Source organism: Micromonospora sp. NPDC048907 (assembly GCF_055586885.1).
In genome coordinates, this window is the sequence record NZ_JBVJHI010000012.1 from 91,547 (window position 1) to 110,607 (window position 19,061).

Annotated in this window: 6 protein-coding genes; all 6 read left to right on the top strand. The window is 76.7% G+C overall.

What is annotated here, in order from left to right; genetic code table 11:
• Positions 1-193: 193 nt before the first annotated feature.
• The 6 genes from ACZ6PY_RS29485 to ACZ6PY_RS29510 are packed head-to-tail and all read left to right on the top strand — an operon-like array spanning position 194 to position 19,060.
• Positions 194-3,661, top strand: a complete 3,468-nt coding sequence (locus tag ACZ6PY_RS29485) for a non-ribosomal peptide synthetase (RefSeq protein WP_466078259.1) — start codon at positions 194-196, stop codon at positions 3,659-3,661.
• Positions 3,658-6,777 carry a thioesterase domain-containing protein gene (locus ACZ6PY_RS29490; RefSeq protein WP_466078262.1) on the top strand — a complete coding sequence of 1,040 codons (3,120 nt, stop codon included), beginning with the start codon at positions 3,658-3,660 and terminating at the stop codon, positions 6,775-6,777. The genes ACZ6PY_RS29485 and ACZ6PY_RS29490 overlap by 4 nt, the downstream gene beginning before the upstream one ends.
• Positions 6,774-9,077 (top strand): lantibiotic dehydratase, encoded by a 2,304-nt coding sequence (locus ACZ6PY_RS29495; RefSeq protein ID WP_466078265.1) that lies wholly within the window; start codon positions 6,774-6,776, stop codon positions 9,075-9,077. Before ACZ6PY_RS29490 ends, ACZ6PY_RS29495 begins: the two co-directional genes overlap by 4 nt.
• Positions 9,074-12,574 carry an amino acid adenylation domain-containing protein gene (locus ACZ6PY_RS29500; RefSeq protein WP_466078268.1) on the top strand — a complete coding sequence of 1,167 codons (3,501 nt, stop codon included), beginning with the start codon at positions 9,074-9,076 and terminating at the stop codon, positions 12,572-12,574. The genes ACZ6PY_RS29495 and ACZ6PY_RS29500 overlap by 4 nt, the downstream gene beginning before the upstream one ends.
• Before the next feature lie 46 nt (positions 12,575-12,620).
• The gene (locus ACZ6PY_RS29505; RefSeq protein ID WP_466078271.1) at positions 12,621-18,080 is read left to right on the top strand and encodes a type I polyketide synthase; all 5,460 of its coding nucleotides are present in this window, start codon (positions 12,621-12,623) and stop codon (positions 18,078-18,080) included.
• A gap of 26 nt (positions 18,081-18,106) precedes the next feature.
• Complete coding sequence (locus ACZ6PY_RS29510) at positions 18,107-19,060, top strand: TauD/TfdA family dioxygenase (RefSeq protein ID WP_466078274.1); 954 nt, start codon at positions 18,107-18,109, stop codon at positions 19,058-19,060.
• The last annotated feature ends 1 nt before the right edge of the window (position 19,061 follow it).

Here is a 19,061-nt window from a genome sequence, read left to right on the forward strand (position 1 = left end):
GGGATGATCGGTCGATTTCCGCCGTCCGAGCTTCCATGGGTCGTCATCCCTTCGGCTCGACCTGCATCGATGCTCTCCCCATCGACAGATCGAGCCATATTCTGGCTCCAATGTGAAGTCCTGGGGGGGATCATGATCACATTCACTGAACGCTGCGCGCCTGCCGTCAATGGGGAAACATCAGCCCGCTGACATGGCACAGCCGATGATCATCAATCGTTTCGGCGAGGTCGCGGCGCGTCACGGTGAACGTCCGGCCCTGCTCGGTGAGACCCACGAGGTCGCGTACGCCGGGTTGGCCGGGTTGGCCGGGGGGCACGCGGCCGCGCTCGTCGCCGCCGGCGTCCGACCCGGTGACCGCGTCGCCCTGCTCACCGCGCACGGCGCTCCGACCGTCGCGGCGCTGCTCGGCGCTCTCGCCGCGGGATGCACGTACGTGCCGCTGGACCCGGGCTTCCCGGTCGACCGGCTGCGCCACATGCTCGCCGCCGCCGGGGTCACCGCCCTCGCCTGCGCCGCCGAGCACCGCGAGCTGGCCCGGGACCTCGCCGACGGGCGGACCGTCGTGCCGCTGGACCGGGTGTCGCCGGCCCCGCTGCGGCCCGTGCCGGTCGACCCGGACGCGCTGGCGTACGTGCTGTTCACCTCGGGGTCCACCGGCGTGCCGAAGGCCGTCGGGCAGACGCACCGCAACCTCGCGCACGTCGTCGACAACCAGATCGCCGCGCTGGCGATCGGCCCGAGCGACCGGCTCAGCCTGCTCGCCTCGTTCAGCTTCGACGCCGCCATCCCCGACCTCTACCCGGCGCTGCTCACCGGCGCCGCGGTGGTCCCGGTCGACCTGCGCCGGCAGGGGCTCGCCCATGCCGTCACCCAGCTCGACCGGCACCGGGCCACCGTGCTGCACTGCACGCCCACCGTCTACCGCTACCTGCTGGACGCCCTCGGCGACCGGCGCCTCGACGCGGTCCGGGTGGTGCTGCTCGGCGGCGAGCAGGCCACCTACGCGGACGCCCTCCGCGGCCGGGACCGGTTCGCACCGGACTGCCGGCTGGTCAACGGCTACGGCGCCACCGAGATGACCTTCGTGGCCCGGCACGTGCTGCCGCTGTCCACCGTGGATCCGGCCGCCACCGGCCCGTTGCCGATCGGCACCGCGTTCCCCGGCTACCAGGTCGACCTCGCCCCGGACACCGGCGAGCTGGTGGTCCGCAGCCGGCACCTCGCGCCCGGCTACCTCAACCAGGACAGCGACCGGTTCACGGTGGACGCCGGCGGAACGCGGTCGTACCGCACCGGCGACCTCGGCCGGCGGCTGCCCGGCGGCGAGCTGGTCTGCCTCGGCCGGCTCGACCGGCAGGTCAAGGTGCGCGGCCACCGGGTCGAGCTGACCGAGATCGAGGCCGTGCTGGCCGCCCAGCCCGGCGTGGCCGGCGTGCGCGCCATCGCCCGCGACGGCGAACTGCTGGCGTACGCCCGCCCGGCCGGCGACCGCCCCGACCCGGCCGCGCTGCGCGCCGCGCTCGCCGCCGCGCTGCCCGGCTACGCGCTGCCCCGCGCGGTCGTGCTGCTCGACGAGTTCCCGCTCACCGTCACCGGCAAGGTCGACGAGCGGGCGCTGCCCGACCCGCCGGCCGAGGTGCCGGCCGGCGCCGCGCCCGCCACCGACACCGAGCGGGCCGTGCACGACATCTGGTGCGCCGTGCTCGGCCGTCCGGCGGTCGGCCGCACCGACAGCTTCTTCGACGTCGGCGGGCAGTCCCTGCTGCTGGGCCAGGTGCAGCAGCGGCTCGCCGACGTGTTCGGCGTACGCCTGCCCCTGCTGCGCCTCTTCGACCACCCGACGGTGGCCGCCCAGGCGGCGCTGCTCGACGCCCCGCCCGAGGCGGTCCGCGCCCCGGTGCTGCCCGCGCCCGCCGCCCCGGCCGCCGCGGCCCGGGAGTACACGGGCGACGAGATCGCGGTGGTCGGCCTCGCCGGCCGCTTCCCCGGCGCGCCGGACGTGGCCACCTTCTGGTGGAACCTCTGCACCGGCGTCGACTCGATCCACGAGCACACCGACGAGGAGCTGGCCGCCCTCGGCGTCGGGCCGGGGCTGCGCGCCGACCCGCGGCACGTGCGGGCCGTCGGCCGGCTCGACGGGGTCACCGACTTCGACGCGGAGTTCTTCTCCTTCGCCGCCGACGAGGCGGCCCGGACCGACCCGCAGCACCGGCTCTTCCTGGAGACCGCGTGGGAGGCCCTGGAGGACGCCGGGCACGACCCGGAGCGTTTCCCCGGCCTGGTCGGGGTCTACTCGGCCACGTCCGCCAACCGGTACTTCCTGTTCCACCTCATGGACAACCCGGCCGTGGTCGGCGACGTCGACCCGGACGACTGGGAGGCCCGGCTGATCGGCCGGCAGTTCACCGACCACCTGCCCGGGCAGGTGGCCTACCGGCTCGGGCTCACCGGGCCCGCCCTGGCCGTGCAGAGCGCCTGCTCCAGCTCGCTGGTCGCGGTCTGCCTGGCCGCGCAGAGCCTCGCCGACTACCAGTGCGACCTCGCGCTGGCCGGCGGGGTGACCGTCACCTGGCCCCGGCACCGGCACGTCCCCGGTGGGCTGGCCTCGCCGGACGGCCGGTGCCGCGCCTTCGACGAGGGCGCCAACGGCTCCGGCTTCGGCTCCGGCGCCGGGGTGGTCGCGCTGCGCCGGCTGGCCGACGCGCAGGCCGACGGCGACCGGATCTACGCCGTCCTGCCCGGCTGGGCGGTCACCAACGACGGGGCGGACCGCGCCGGCTTCGCCGTGCCCGGCCCGGCCGGGCAGGCCGCCGCGGTGGCCAACGCGCTGGCCACCGCCGAGGTCGCCCCCGGGGAGGTCGGCCTCGTCGAGGGGCACGGCAGCGGCACGCCGCTCGGCGACGCCATTGAGGTCGCCGCGCTGCACGAGGTGTACGCCGGGGCCGCACCCGCCGAGAGCTGCGCGCTCGGGTCGGTGAAGACCAACATCGGCCACCTCGACGCGGCCGCCGGGATCGCCGGGCTGATCAAGGCGGTGCTCGCCGTGCGGCACGGCGTGATCCCGCCGAACCTGCACTTCACCCGCCCGCACCCGGAGATCGACCTGGCCGCCGGCCCGTTCTACGTGCCCACGAAGGCCCGCGACTGGCCCGAGGGGCCGCGCCGGGTGGCCGGGGTCAGCGCCTTCGGCCTCGGCGGCACCAACGCGCACGTCGTGGTGGAGCAGCCGCCGCCGGCCGACCCGGCCGACCCGCCCGGCGACGGGCCGTGGCTGCTGCCGGTGTCGGCACGCACCCCGGCGGCGTTGCGGGCCGCGCTGGCCCGGCTGCGGGCCCACCTGGGAGGCGACGCCCCGGCGTTGCCCGAGGTGGCCGCCACCCTGGCGCTCGGCCGGCGGGCCTTCGCCCACCGGGCCGCGGTCGTCGCCGCCGACCTGGCCGGCGCGCTGGCCGGCCTGGACACGCTGCTGGACACCGGCGACCGCATCGCGGGCGAGGGTGGCCCGCTGCGCGACCTGGCGGCCGACTGGGTCGCCGGGCGGGACGTCGACTGGGACGCCCTGCACCCCGAGGGCACGGTCCGGCGCACCGGCCTGCCCACCTATCCGTTCCAGCGCCGCCGGTACTGGATCGACCCCGTCCAGAAAGGTCCGCGGTGAACTGGTTCGTCTCCGCCGGAAGCCGACCCCAGGCGCCGGTGCGGTTGTTCTGCCTGCCCTACGCCGGTGCCGGCGCGAGCGCGTTCCGGCGCTGGCAGGAGGAGATCGGCCCGGACGTCGAGGTGCTGCCGGTGCAACTGCCCGGCCGGGAGAACCGGATCAACGAGGATCCGCGTTTCGACGTCGCCGAGGTGGCCGACGCCGTCGCGGCCCGGGCCGACCGCCCGTACGCCCTCTACGGCCACTCGATGGGCGGCCGGCTCGGCTTCGAGGTGGTCCGGGAGCTGCGCCGCACCGGCCGGCCCCTGCCGCTGCGGCTCTACGTCGGCGGCGCCCGCGCCCCGCACGTCACCGCGCCCGGCCCCTTCGACGGGCTGTCCCGCGCCGACGACGACGAGCTGCTGCGCCGGCTCGCCGACGGCGGCGGGCTCCCGGTCGGGTTCTTCGACCACCCGGAGCTGGTGGAGCTGCTGCTGCCGCTGCTGCGGGCCGACTTCGGCCGGGTGGACGACTACCGGTACGTGCCCGGCGAGCCGCTGCCGCTGCCGATCGTCGCGTTCAGCGGCCGGGACGACCGGGCCGTCACCCGCGAGCAGCACGCCGCCTGGGCCGCGCACACCGCGGCCGGGTTCACCCTGCACGAGCTGGCCGGCGGCCACTTCTTCCTGCACGATCGGCTCCCCGAGCTGCTCGCGCTGATCCGCGCCGACCTGGCCGCGGCGCTCGACGCCGGGACCACCCGCGCCGGCGGGCCGGCCGCGGGTACGGACCGGGTGCACACCGCCGGCCGCGGGACCGCCGGCGGTGTGCACCGGGTTCCGCTCGGCGGCACCGCCTGGTCGGTGTGGCGCGACGCCATCCTGCGCACCACCGGCTTCCCGGCCGACGGCCTGGACCTGCTCGCCGCGCCCCGGGCCGCCGCGGCGGCCGACGAGCTGCTGGCCACCGGCACCGGCGAGGATCGGTACGACAAGGAGTTCGACGAGGCGGTCCGCGCCGGCGCGCAGCGGATCAGCGAGCTGGCCGGCGACCCGCTCCTGCGCGAGGCGGTCACCTGGCAGAACCGCGGCGCCCTGGTCGCGCTCGACGGGCTGGCCCGCGGCGGCGCCGACGCGGCCCGCAACGTGCGGCGGCGGGACCGGGAGCGGGCGCTGCTCAAGTACTGGCAGCGCTACGGCGGTAAGAACGAGACGGTCGGCTTCTTCGGCCCGAGCTGCTGGGTGACCGTCGACCCCGACCTGCCGGAGACCGCCCGGATCCGCCCCGGCGCCGGGCTGACCCGCCGCCGTTGGGTCTGGTTCGAGTCCTGGGCCCTCGCCGCGTACGCCGAGCGGATCGGCGCGGACCTGGCCGTCCGCCGGTGGTGGCCGCCGGTGCTGCGCCCGCACCTCGCGGTCCGGGACCGGACCGTGCTGCGCCCCGGCCGGCCCCCGCTGGCGCTGACCCCGGTGGAGGCGGCCCTGCTCGCCGCCGCCGACGGCCACCGCCCCGCCGCCGACCTGGTGGCCGACCCGGCCATCGGCCTGCGCCGCCCCGAGGACGGCTACGCCCTGCTCGACCGGCTGGTGGAGCGGGAGCTGATCAGCTGGGACGCGGCCCTGCCGGTCAGCCCCGACGCCGAGCGGGTGCTGGGCGACCGCATCGCGGCGATCGGCGACGAGGCCGCCCGGAGCGCCGCGCGGGCCGGCTTCGACCGGCTCCGCGCCGCCCGCGACGCGGTGGCCGAGGCGGCCGGCGACCCGGTGCGGCTGCGCGCCGCGCTGGACACCCTCGACGCCACGTTCACCGAGCTGACCGGCCGCCCGGCCGTCCGCCGGGCCGGGCAGATGTACGCCGGCCGCACCATCTGCTACGAGGACACCGCCCGCGACCTGGACGTGGTCTTCGGCGCGCCGCTGCTCGCCGAGCTGGCCGCCCCGCTGGACGTGCTGCTGCGCGCCGCCCGGTGGATGGCGAACGCCCTGGCCGACGCGTACGACGAGGTGTTCCGCGGGCTCCACGACGAGCTGCGCGCCGAGGCCGGCGGCGGTCCGGTCGCCCTGGCGGACCTGTGGTTCCTGGCCCAGGGCCTGTTCTGGGGCGGGGGCGAGCGGCCGGTCGACGGGGTCGCGGCCGACTTCGCCGCCCGCTGGGCCGGGCTGTTCGGGCTGGACGCGCTGCCGCCCGGCACCACCGACGTGCGGCTGCGGGTGGCCGATCTGGCCGACCGGGTCGACGCGGTCTTCCCGGGCGCCCGGCCGACCTGGTCGAACGCCGTGATGCACAGCCCCGACCTGCAGATCTGCGCCACCGACGCGGCGGCGCTGGCCCGGGGCGAGTACACGGTGGTGCTCGGCGAGCTGCACGCCGCCTGGTCGTCGTTCGACTGCGCGGTCTTCACCCCGTCGCACCCGGAGGTGGAGCGGCTGCGCGCCGCGCTGGCCGAGGATCTGGGCGAGCGGCGGATCCGGCTGCTCTTCCCCACCGAGTGGCCGCGCCGGACCAGCCGCACCTCCGAGTCGCTGACCGGGCCGACCGACCGGCACCTGGCCTTCCAGGACGCGCCGGGCGGGGAGCCGGGCCGGGTGCTGCCCACCGTGGACCTCACCGTGGGCGAGGTCGACGGCCGGCTCGTGGCCACCGCCTCGGACGGGCAGCGGTGGCCGCTCACCGAGGTCTTCGCCGAGCTGCTCAGCGCGCACGCCGTGGACGGCTTCAAGCTGGTGGCCGCCGCGCCGTACACGCCCCGGATCACCCTCGATCGGCTGGTGGTGGCCCGGCAGACCTGGCGGACCACGGTGGGGGAGAGCGGGCTGGCGGCGGCCACCGGCGAGCGGCAGCGCTTCCTGGCCGTACGGGACTGGCGGCGCCGGCTCGGCCTGCCCGAGCAGGTCTACGTCAAGCTCGGCACGGAGACCAAGCCGTGCTTCGTGGACCTGTCCAGCCCGGGCTTCGCCAACATGTTCTGCGCCATGGTCCGGGCCGCCCGGGTCGACGGTGGCGACGACGTCTCGCTCACGGTCAGCGAGATGCTCCCGAACACGGACCAGGCCTGGGTGCCCGACGGCGCCGGCCGCCGCTACTTCAGCGAGCTGCGCCTGCACATCGTGGACACCCAGGGGACGGAGACCCGATGACCCACCTGCTGCCGCTGGGGGAGACCGGCTGGTCGGTCTGGCGGGACACCGTGGTGCGGACGGCCGGCTTCCCGGCCGCCGGGCTGGACCGCTTCGCGGCCCCGGAGGCCGCCGCCGCGGCCGACGCCCTGCTCGCCGGGGAGGGCCCGCGGGAGGTCTTCGAGAAGGCGCTGGACGAGGCGGCCGCGGAGGGCTCCGCGGCGGCCCTCGACCTCGCCGCCGACCCGTTGCTCCGCGAGGCGGTCACCTGGCAGAACCCGGACATGCTCGTCGCCCTCGACGGGCTGCTGCGCACCGACCCGGCGACCCGCAACAGCCGGCGCCGCAAGCGTGAGATGACGCTGCTGCGCTACTGGCAGCGCTACTGCGGCAAGGCCGAGACCATCGGGTTCTTCGGGCCGGTCGCCTGGGGCACCCTCGAACCGGAGACGGCCACGTCGCGGGTGACCCCCGGACCGGGCCTGGTCCGCCGCCGCCGCGTCCACTTCGAGGCGTGGGCGCTGGCCGCGTACGCCGACCGGCTCGGCGCCGACCTGGCGGTGCGCCGCTGGTGGCCGCCGACCCGGCCGCCGCACCTGACCGTGGTCGGCAACCGGCTGCACCGGCCGCTGCACCCGCCGGCCGAGCTGCCTCCGGTGGAGGCCCGGCTGCTCGCCGCCGCCGACGGCCGGACCCCGGCGGCCGAGCTGGTCGAGCGGTTCCGGGAAGCCGGCGACCTGCGCACCACCGACGACGGCTACCTGCTGCTCGACCGGCTGGTCGAGCGCGGGCTGCTCGCCTGGGACGCCGCCCTGCCCACCAGCCCGGCCGCGGAACGGGTGCTGGCCGGGCGGATCGCCGCCGTCGGCGACCCGACCGCCCGGGCGGCGGCCGAGGCCGGCCTCGACCGGCTCCGCGCGGCCCGGGACGCGGTGGCCGCAGCCGCCGGCGACCCGGACCGGCTGGGCGCCGCGCTGGCCGCGCTGAACGACGAGTTCACCGCGGTCACCGGGGCCGCCGCGACCCGGCACGCCGGCCAGATGTACGCCGGCCGCACCCTGGTCTACGAGGAGACGGAACGGGACCTGGACGTGCGGGTGGGCGCGGCGGTGCGCGAGGCGCTGGCCGAGCCGCTCGCCGTGGTGCTGACCGCGGCCCGATGGCTTACCGCCGAGGTGGGCGCGGCCTGCACGGCGGCCGTCGCCGACCTGTACGCCGAACTGGCCGCGGACGGCCCGGTGCGGCTCGCCGACGTGTGGGCGCCCGCCCAGGGGCTGCTGCTCGCCCCCGACGGCCCGCTCCAGCGCGCCGCCGCCGGGCTGACCGCCCGCTGGCGGGAGCTGTGCGGGCTGGCCGACCTGCCGCCCGGGCAGGCGGAGCTGACCCTGCGCAGCGCCGACCTGGCCGCCCGGGCCGCCGAGCTGTTCGCCGCCGACGGCCCCGGCTGGCCGTCCGCCCGGATCCACAGCCCCGACGTGCAGATCGCCGCCGCCGACCTCGACGCGCTCAACCGGGGCGAGTTCCTGCTGGTCCTCGGCGAGCTGCACCCGAGCCTGACCACCTTCGACAGCGCCGTGCTCACGCCGTTCCACCCGGACCCGGCGGTGCTGCGCGCCGGGTTCGACGCCGACCTGGGGCCGGTCCGGCTGCGCGTGGTCTACCCGGCCAACTATCCGCGCCTGACCACCCGGACCACCTACGAGCTGACCGGCCCGCAGGACCGGCAGATCGGCATCGACACGGCCCGGGGCGCCGACCTGGACCGGCTCGTCCCGGCCAGCGACGTGCGGATCGAACGCGCCGGCGCCGAGTTCGACGCGGTCTTCCCCGACGGGCGGCGGTGGCCGCTCACCGAGGTGTTCGGCAACCTGTTCTCGGCGCTGCTGCTGGACAGCTTCAAGCTGCTCGACCCGGCCCCGCACATGCCCCGAATCACCATCGACCGGCTGGTGGTGGCCCGGCGCACCTGGCGCACCACGGTCGGGGAGTCCGGCCTGGCCGGGGCGAGCGGCGAGGCCGGGCGCTACCTCGCGGTCCGGCGCCTGCGGCAGCGGCTCGGCCTGCCGGAGCGGGTCTTCGTGAAGGTCGGCACCGAGGTCAAACCCTGCTACGTCGACCTGACCGGCCCGCTGCACGCCCACTCGCTGTGCGCCATGGTCGACGCCGCCGCCCGCACCGGCCCCGACGTGGCCGTCGTGGTCACCGAGCTGCTGCCCGGCCCGGCCGAGTCGTGGATCACCGACGCGCAGGGTCGCGGCTACGTCAACGAACTCCGCCTCCAGATCACCGACCCAGCCGAGCACCGGGGAGACCACGGGTGACCGACATCCTGACCGCCAGCGCCGCGTACGGGGCGGACCTGCCCTGGCCGGACGCCACCCTGGCCGACCTGATCACCGCGCAGGCCGCCCGCACCCCCGACGCCGTGGCGGTGCGCCAGTGGGACACCCGGCTGACCTACCGGCAGCTCGTCGACCGGGCCGCCGGGGTGGCCGCCGCCCTGCGCGAGCGCGGCGTCGGCCGCGGCGACCGGGTCGGCGTCTGCGGCGCGCGTACCCCCGACCTGGTGGTCACCGTGGTCGGCGTGCTGCTGGCCGGCGCCGCGTACGTGCCGCTGGAGCCGGGCGGCCCCCGCGAGCGGCTGCGCGAGATCGCCCGGGACGCCGGGGTCCGGGTGGTCGTCGGCGACACCGCGGCGGCCGAGTTCGGCGGCGAGCCCGGTGTGGAGGCGGTCGGCCTGCCCGGCCCGGCCCCCCTCGCGCCCTGCCCGGCGCGCCCCGGCGACCCGGCGTACGTGCTGTTCACCTCCGGCTCCACCGGCCGGCCCAAGGGGGTGCTCACCAGCCACCGCAACGCCGTCGAGTTCGTCACCGGGGTCGCCGCGCTGACCGGCGCCGACGCCTCGGTGCGCAGCCTCGGCATCGCCTCGCTCGGCTTCGACGCGGCCACCATGGACCTGTTCGTGCCGCTGCTGCTCGGCGGCGCGGTGCAGCTGCTCGGCACCGACGACCGGGCCGACCCCGTCCGGCTCGCCCGGTTCGTCGCCGCGCACGAGGTGACCTGGGGCTTCATCACCCCGACCGTGCTCGCCCTGCTCGACCCGGCGGAGCTGCCGTCGTGGCGGGTGCTGCTCTGCGGCGGCGAGGCGGTCCCGGCCGAGCTGGTCGCCCGCTGGGCCCCCGGCCGGCGCTTCCTCAACGGCTACGGCCCCACCGAGACCACCGTGCTGGCGGTCAGTGGTGACCTCACGGCCGCCGACACCGACCCGGTGCCGATCGGCCTGCCCCTGCCCAACCACCGGGCGTACGTGGTGGACGCCGGCCTGCGCCCGGTGCCGCCGGGGGAGACCGGCGAGCTGCTGATCGGCGGTCCCGGCCTGGCCGACGGCTACCTCGACCGGCCCGGGCTGACCGCCGAGCGGTTCGTGCCCGACCCGTTCGGCGACCGGCCGGGGGAGCGGCTCTACCGCACCGGCGACCTGGTCCGGCAGGCGCCGGACGGCCGGATCGTCTACCTCGGCCGGGCCGACCGGCAGGTCAAGGTGCGCGGCCAGCGGATCGAGCTGGGCGAGGTCGAGGCCGTGCTGGCCGGCCACCCCGACGTCGACGGGGTGGCCGTGGAGGCCGTGCCCGGCCCGGCCGGCACCGAGCTGGTCGCCTTCCTCACCCCCGCCGACGCGCCCGGCGACGAGGCGCTGCGGGCGTACGCCGGGCCCCGGCTGACCACCGCCATGCTGCCGGCCCGGACGGTGCGGCTGGCCGCGCTGCCGGTCAGCCCGACCAGCGGCAAGCTGGACCGGCCCGCGCTGCGCGCGCTGGCGGTCGCCGCGCCCCGGGAGGCGGCGGAGATCGCCGGCGGCGACCCGGTGGAGGCGGCCGTCCGGCGGCTCTGGATCCGGCTGCTCGGCGCGAACCCCGGCCCGGACAGCGACTTCCTGGCCGCCGGCGGCAACTCCATCGCCGCCATGCGACTGGTCGCCGCGCTCCGCGCCGAGCTGGGCCGGCGGGTCGACACCCGGGTGCTGTTCACCGACCGCACCTTCGGCGCGCTTGTCGACCGGGTGCGGGCCGCCGCGCCCGCCGACGGCGACGAGCTGACCACCGGCAACCCGCCCACCCTCTCCCCGCCGCAGCGGCGGCTCTGGTTCATGGACCAGCTCGCCCCGTCCAGCGCGCCCTACAACATCGCCGTGGCGCACCGGCTGCGCGGGCCGCTGGACACCGCCGCGCTCGGCGCCGCGCTGCGCGCCGTGGCCGAGCGGCACGACGTGCTGCGCTGGCGGATCCCGCAGACCGGCGGGGTGCCGTACGCGGTCCGCGAGGAGCCGACCGACGTGGCCGTGCCGGTGGTCGACCTGACCGGCGCCGCCGACGCCGAGGCGGAGCTGGCCGGCATGCTCGCGGCCGGCGCCGGGCACTCGTTCGACCTGGCCACCGGGCCGCCCTGGCAGGTGACCGTCTACCGGCTGGCCGCCGACACCCACGTGCTCGCCGTCACCGTGCACCACGCGGTCTTCGACGGCTGGTCCGAGGCGCTGCTCTACGACGAGCTGGCCGGCGCGTACGCCCGGGCGGTCGCCGGCGACCCGCCGGCCCGGCCGCCGCTGCCCGCCACGTACGCCGACTACGCGGTCTGGCGGGCGGAGCGCGACCGCCGCCGGGGGGCGGCCGACCTGGCCTGGTGGACCGACCACCTGGCCGGTGCCCCGACCGTGCTGGACCTGCCCCGCGACCGGCCCCGCCCGGCGGTGCAGACCTACGCCGGCGTCGAGGCCGCGGTGCGGCTCACCGAGGCGGCCGACCGGGCGGTGCGGGACCTGGCCGCCCGGCGCGGCACCACCGTGGCGGCCGTGCTGCTGGCCGGTTTCGGCGAGCTGCTGCGCCGGCTCACCGGCGGCGACGACCACGTGCTCGGCGCGATCGTCGCCGACCGGCGGCTGGCCGCCTTCGACGACGTCATCGGCTTCTTCATCGACACCGTGCCGGTGCGGGTCCGCACCGGCGGGGCGACCTTCGCGGGGCTTGTCGACAGGTGCGCCGCCGAGCTGCACGCGGTCACCGAGCATCCCGGCGCCCCGCTGGAGCGGATCGTCGAGGCGCTCGGCGTCGGCCGGGACACCTCCCGCGCCCCGCTCGTCCAGGTGCTGTTCAACGTGCTCAACTTCGTGCCGCCCCGGCTCGCGCTGACCGGCCTGTCGGTCGAGCCGGTGCCGGTGCCGAAGCCCGGCTCACCGTTCGACATCACCGTCTACGTGGTGGAACGCGACGGCCGGGCCGGCGTCGAGGTGGTGCACAACCCGGACCTGTTCGAGGCCGACCGGATCGAGGCGCTCCTGGCCGACCTGGCCGCCCTGGTCGGCGCCCTGGCGGCCGACCCGGACGCGCCCGCCGACCAGGTCGCCACCGAGCTGCCCCGCCCGGCCGTACGGGTGGCGGCGCTCGGCGCGATGACCGTGGCCGCCGCCGAGCCGGCCCGGGCGCCGCTGCCCACCGGCCCGGACGCGCTCACCGCCACCGAGGAGCTGATCGCCGGCATCTGGCGGGACGTGCTCGGCCGGGACCGGGTCGGCGTCGCCGACAACTTCTTCGACATCGGCGGCCACTCGATGGCCCTCGCCGCGGTGCACGCCCGGCTCACCGAGGCCACCGGCCGTTCCCTCACCATGCTCGACCTGTTCCGCCACCCGACCGTTCGGGCCCTCGCCGCCAGCCTCGACGGCGCCGCCGACCGGCCGGAACTCGCCCGGGCCGCGCTGCGCGCCGCCGCCCGGCGTGGCCGCGCCCGCCGTACCCCACCCCGACGACCGAACCAGCCCTGACGCCGTACCCCTCCCCGACGCACCGCGTGAGCTAAGGAAACCCCGGATGCAGAACGACATTCCCACCACCGACGACCGCATCGAACCGATCGCGATCGTCGGTCTCGCCGCCCGCCTACCCGGCGCGGGCGACATCGACGAGTTCTGGCGCAACCTGGTCGACGGCGTCGAGTCGGTGACCGAGCTGACCCGCGAGGAGCAGATCGCCCGCGGCGCCACCCCCGAGGAGGTCGACGACCCCGGCTGGGTGAACCGCGCCCCGCTGGTCGACGGCTACGACGAGTTCGACGCCGGCCTGTTCGGGATGACCGCCCGCGAGGCCGAGATCACCGACCCGCAGCACCGCCTCTTCCTGGAGACCTGCTACACCGCGCTCCAGGACGGCGGCTACGACCCGGCCCGTTACGACGGCGCGGTGGGCGTCTACGCCGGCACCGGCGGCAACACCTACCTGCACCGCAACGTGCTGCGCAACAGGCGGGTCGGCGGCAGCCCGCACGGCGCGGTCTCCCTGGCCACCGGCAACTCGCCGAACTACGTGGCCACCAACGTCTCCTACCGGCTCGACCTGCGTGGGCCCAGCCTCACCGTGCACACCGCCTGCTCCACCTCGCTGGTGGCCTTCCACCTGGCCTGCGAGGCGCTGCGCAACGGCGAGTGCGACATGGCCCTGGCCGGCGGGGTCAACGTCGAGCTGCCGCACGTCGGCTACCTCGGCATGGACGGCTTCACCTCCCCGGACGGCCGCTGCCGCCCGTTCGACGCCGGAGCCAACGGCACGGTGTGGGGCAGCGGCGTCGGGGTGACCCTGCTCAAGCGGCTCTCCGACGCGATCGCCGACGGCGACACCATCCGCGCCGTGGTGCTGGGTAACGCGATCAACAACGACGGCGCCGGCAAGGTCGGCTTCACCGCCCCCAGCATCGACGGCCAGATGGAGGCCGTCGCCCAGGCGGTCGGCCTGGCCGGCATCGACCCGCGCACCATCAGCTACGTCGAGGCGCACGGCACCGGCACGGCGCTCGGCGACCCGATCGAGATCGCCGCCCTCGCCGCGGTGTACACGAAGGACACCGACGACCGGGGCTGGTGCGGCATCGGCTCGGTGAAGTCCAACATCGGCCACCTCAGCCAGCCCTCCGGCATCGTCAGCGTGATCAAGACGGTGCTGGCCATGGAGCACGGCCTCATCCCGCCCACCATCAACTACGAGACCCCGAACCCGGCCATCGACTTCGCCGACACCCCGTTCTACGTGGCGAACACGCTGACCAAGTGGGACACCGACGGCGGGCCCCGGCGCGCCGGGGTCAGCTCGTTCGGCATCGGCGGGACCAACGCGCACGTGGTGCTCGAGGAGGCCCCGGCCGCGTACCGGACCGAGCGGCGGGTCCGCCCGGCGCACCTGCTCCAGGTCTCGGCGAAGACCCCGACCGCGCTGGACACCGCGGTCGCGCGCCTCGCCGACCACCTGGAGAGCGGCACCGCGGGCGGGCCGGAACTGCTCGCCGACGTCGCGCACACCCTGCGGGTCGGCCGCCAGCAGTACGCGCACCGCGCCGCCGTGGTCGCCACCGACCTGCCCTCCGCGGCGGCCGCCCTGCGCGACAGGCGCAGGGCGCACCGGGGCGCCCTCGACGGCCCCGCCCCGCGGGTGGCCTTCCTGTTCAGCGGCCAGGGCTCGCAGTACGCCGGCATGGGCGCCGAGCTGTACGCCGAGGACCCGGCGTTCGCGGCCGCCGTGGACGAGTGCGCCGAACTGCTCCGTCCCGAGCTGGGCCTGGACATCCGGGACCTGATCCTCGGCCGCGACCCGGAGGCGGGGGAGAAGCTCACCCAGACCCGCTACACCCAGCCCGCCCTGTTCACCGTCGAATACGCGCTCGCCACCACCTGGCAGCGGGCCGGGGTCGCACCGGCCGCGATGCTCGGCCACTCCATCGGCGAGTACGTCGCCGCCACGGTGGCCGGCGTGCTCACCCTCCCCGACGCGCTGCGGGTCGTGGCGGCCCGGGGCCGGCTCATGCACTCGCTGCCGGCCGGCTCGATGCTCGCCGTGACGCTGGACGAGTCGGCCGTCGCGGACCGGCTGCCCGAGGGCCTGTCGGTGGCCACCGTCAACGGCCCGGGCACCTGCGTGGTGGCCGGCGAGACCGCGCTGGTCGAGGAGTTCGCGGCGAGCCTGGGCGGCCGGAACAAGTCCAAGCTGCTGCGCACCTCGCACGCCTTCCACTCGCCGATGATGGAGCCGATCCTCGACGAGTTCACCGCGCTGATGGCGACCGTGCCGCTGCACCCGCCGACGGTGCCGTTCCTGTCCAACGTGACCGGCACGTGGATCACCGAGGCGCAGGCCACCGACCCCGCGTACTGGGCCGCGCACCTGCGCCGGCCGGTCCGCTTCGGCGCCTGCGTGGCCACGCTGCTGGCCGAAGGCACCTGGGCGCTGGTCGAGTGCGGCCCGGGCCGGCAGCTCGCCAACCTGGCCCGGATGCAGGTCGCCAAGGCGTCCGAGGCGCAGCGGAAGCTGACCCCGCTGGGCAGCCTGCCGGGGCCCGGCGAGCCCGTCGGCGACCTGGCCACCCTGCTCGGCACCGCCGGGGCCCTGTGGTGCGCCGGGGTGCCGGTGACCCTGGACGTCGACCCGGACGCCCGGCGGGTGCCGCTGCCCACGTACCCCTTCGAGCGGCGCCGCTACTGGGTCGACCCGGACCCGGTGGAGCAGGCGGCGGTCCCGGCCGAGACCGGGCCCCGGCCGCTGCCGGAGTGGTTCGCGGTGCCGGTGTGGCGGCAGGCCGCCCCGGCGCGGACCGTCGTCCCGCTGGGCCGGTGCCTCGTGCTGGCCGACGGCCCGCGCGGCGAGGCGCTCGTCGCCGCGCTGCGCGCCGCCGGTGACGACCCGGTCGAGGTACGCGGCAGCGACTCCTTCGCCGCCACCGGCAGCGGCTTCCGGCTGCGCCCCGGCGTCCGCGAGGACCACGAGGCCCTGGTCGCCGCGCTCGGCGCCGACCTGCCCCGCCGGATCGTGCACGCGTACGCCCTCGACGGGGAGCCGGCCGGGACGGACATCGCCGCCGCCTGGGCCGCCCAGGACCGGGGCTTCTTCAGCGCCCTGCACCTGGTGCAGGCCCTCGCCGGCGCCGGGCTGACCGCCGACGGGGAGGGGATCCACCTCGACCTGGTCACCGCCGGCATCGGCGACGTGCGCGGCGACGACCTGGTCCGGCCGGAGCACGCCACCCTGGCCGGCCTGGCCCGGGTGCTCCCGGTCGAGCTGCCCGGGCTGACCGTCCGGCTGGTCGACGCGGACACCGCCGCGCGCGGGATCGCCGTGCTCGCGGCCGAGCTGCGCGGGCCGGTCGACCCGGAGCACCCGGAGGTGGCGCTGCGCCGCGACCGGCGCTGGGTGGCCGGCTACGAGCAGGTCACCGTGGACGCCGAGGGCGAGCCGGGCGTGCTGCGTGAGGCCGGCCGCTACCTGATCACCGGTGGTCTCGGCGGCATCGGCGTCACCCTGGCCGAGGACTTCGCCCGCCGGGCCCGCGCCAAGCTGGTGCTGCTGGCCCGCTCCGGCCTGCCCGAGCGGGACGGGTGGGACGAGCACCTGGCGGTGCACGGCGGCGCCGACCGGGCCGGCCGGGCCATCGCGGCGATCCGCCGGATGGAGGCGGCCGGGGCCGAGGTGCTGGTGCTCGCGGCCGACGTCACCGACCCGGACGACCTGCGCCGGGTCCGCGAGGCCGCCGAGACGCGGTTCGGCGGGCTGGACGGCATCGTGCACGCCGCGGGCCTGCCCGGCGGCGGCATGGCCGAGATCAAGGACCGGGCCGAGGCGGAGCGGGTGCTCGCCCCGAAGCTCGCCGGCACCCTCGCCCTGGCCCAGGTCTTCGGTGACCTGCCGCTGGACTTCGTGGCGCTCTGCTCCTCGATCACCGCGGTGATCGGCGGCTTCGGCCAGGTCGACTACTGCGCGGCGAACGCGTTCCTGGACGCCTGGGCGCGCGCCGGCGCCGGCTTCCGCGCCCCGGTGGTCTCGCAGAACTGGGGCGGGTGGGCCGAGGTCGGCATGGCCGTGGAGACGAACGCCCCGGCCGCCTTCCGGGCCGCCGGACGGGACACCGTCACCGCCCCGGTGGACCACCCGGTGCTCACCACCCGGGTGACCGGCCCGGACGGCACCGTCCTGCACGGCCTGGTGTCCGCCGCCACCCACTGGCTGCTCGACGAGCACCGGATCGGCGGGGTGCCGGTGGTGCCGGGCACCGCACACCTGGAGTCGGTGCGGGCCGCGGTGACCGCCGCGCTGCCCGCGCCGGCGCCGGACGCCGCCGTGGAGTTGCGGGACGTCGTCTTCCTGGAGCCGTTCTCGGTGCCGGACGGCACGGTCGCCCAGTACCGGGTGGAGCTGACCCCGACCGAGGACGGTGCCGACTTCACCGTGGCGAGCCTGGCCGCCGGTCAGCTCCGTACCCACGTGCGGGGCGCCGCCGGCTGGACCACCGAACCCGCCGCGCCGGCCGGCACGCCCGCCGTCACCGGCCGCCGGGTCGACGACGACGCCTCGTTCGGCCGGGGCCGCACCAGCATGCTCACCTTCGGCCCCCGCTGGGCCGCGCTGGCCGAGCACCACCTGGCCGATGGGGAGGAACTGGCCCGGGTCGAGGCGCCCGCCGCCGCGCTGGGTGACCTGCCCTCCTGGGGCCTGCACCCGGCGCTGCTGGACGTAGCGACCGCGTTCGGCCGTGGCCAGGGCTCCGGCACCTACCTGCCGCTGTCGTACGGCCGGATCGTGGTGCGCGGGGCGTTGCCGGCGACCTTCCACAGCCACCTGCGGCACCGGCCCAGCGCCACCGAGGAGGTGGTGGCGGCCGACCTGTCGCTGCGCGACACCGAGGGCCGGGAGCTGGTCGCGATCAGCGACTTCGTGCTGCGCAAGGTGGACCAGGGCGCGGTGACCGGCGGCCTCGCCGACACCCCGGCCGCCGCCGACGCCGCGCCGGCGGCCGTCACCGAGGACATCCGGCCGGTCGACGGGGCCGAGGCGTTCCGCCGCAGCCTCACCGCCCACCTGGGCGCGCAGGTGGTCATCGCCACCCGCACCGTCGCCGACATCCGGCGGCGCGCGGCCCGGGTGACCACGGACAGCCTGGAGGCGGAGACCGACGCCCCGGCCACCGCGGCGGCCGGGACCGGCGGCGGCGCGGCCGCCCCCTCGACCGAGTTGGAGAGGACCATCGCCCAGGTCTGGCGGGACGGCCTCGGCGTCACCGACGTCGGCGTGGACGACGACTTCTTCGCCCTCGGCGGCAACTCGCTGGTGGCGGTGCAGCTGATCGCCGCGATGCGCAAGGCCACCGGGGTCCGGCTGCCCATGCGCAGCCTCTTCGAGACCCCCACGGTCGCCGGGCTCGCCGCCCGGATCGAGGAGCTGCGGGCCAGCCAGCCCGCCGACGAACCGGCCGCGCCGGCGGCGATCCCGGCCATCCCGCGGCTGCCCCGCGCCTGACCACGAGAACAAGGAGACACCGCATCATGAGCGACACGATCGCCACGCTGCCGGTGGTCGTCGAGAACGACGGCCGGGCCCTGACCGACCTGATCGCCGCCCGCCGCGCCGAGCTGCGGGCCACCCTCGTCGAGCACGGCGGGCTGCTGTTCCGCGGCTTCGACGTCGGTGGGGTGGACGGCTTCGACGGGGTGGTCCGCGCCCTGTCCGGCGAGCCGCTGACCTACACGGAGCGTTCCTCGCCCCGGCACTCCATCAAGGGCCGGGTGTACACCTCGACCGACTACCCGCCGGACGAGGAGATCTTCCTGCACAACGAGAACTCGTACCAGGCGCGCTGGCCGCTGACCCTGTTCTTCTACTGCATCACCGCTCCGGAGACCCGGGGCGCCACCCCGCTGGCCGACGTCCGGCGGGTCCACGACCTGATCGACCCGGCGGTACGCGAGGAGTTCGTCCGGCGGCGCTGGATGCTGGTGCGCAACTTCCACGGCGACTTCGGCACCCGCTGGCAGGAGGTGTTCAACACCGAGAACCGGTCCGAGGTCGAGGCGTACGCGGCGGCCAACGGAATCACCGTGGAGTGGGTCGGCGCGGACGGCCTGCGCACCCGGGCGGTGCGGGACGCGGTGCACCACCGGCCCGGCTCGGACACCCCGCGCTGGTTCAACCACGCCACCTTCTTCCACGTGAGCACCCTCCCGAAGGACTACCAGGAGGGGCTGCTGGCCATGTTCGGCGCCGACGGGCTGCCGTCGAACACCTACTACGGCGACGGCGGCGAGATCCCCGCCGACGTCATGGACCACCTGCGCGCCGCCTACCGGGCGGCCACGGTCCGCTTCGACTACCAGCGCGACGACGTGCTGGTGGTGGACAACATGACCGCCGCGCACGGCCGGGAGCCGTTCACCGGTCCCCGGAAGATCGCCGTGGCGATGGCCGAGCCGCACACCCCCGACACCTCTGGAGCGAACTGAC

Coding starts and splice junctions, on each gene's coding strand:
- ACZ6PY_RS29485 (WP_466078259.1), top strand. CDS start 194: ATGGCACAGCCGATGATCATCAATCGTTTCGGCGAGGTCGCGGCGCGT.
- ACZ6PY_RS29495 (WP_466078265.1), top strand. CDS start 6,774: ATGACCCACCTGCTGCCGCTGGGGGAGACCGGCTGGTCGGTCTGGCGG.
- ACZ6PY_RS29505 (WP_466078271.1), top strand. CDS start 12,621: ATGCAGAACGACATTCCCACCACCGACGACCGCATCGAACCGATCGCG.
- ACZ6PY_RS29510 (WP_466078274.1), top strand. CDS start 18,107: ATGAGCGACACGATCGCCACGCTGCCGGTGGTCGTCGAGAACGACGGC.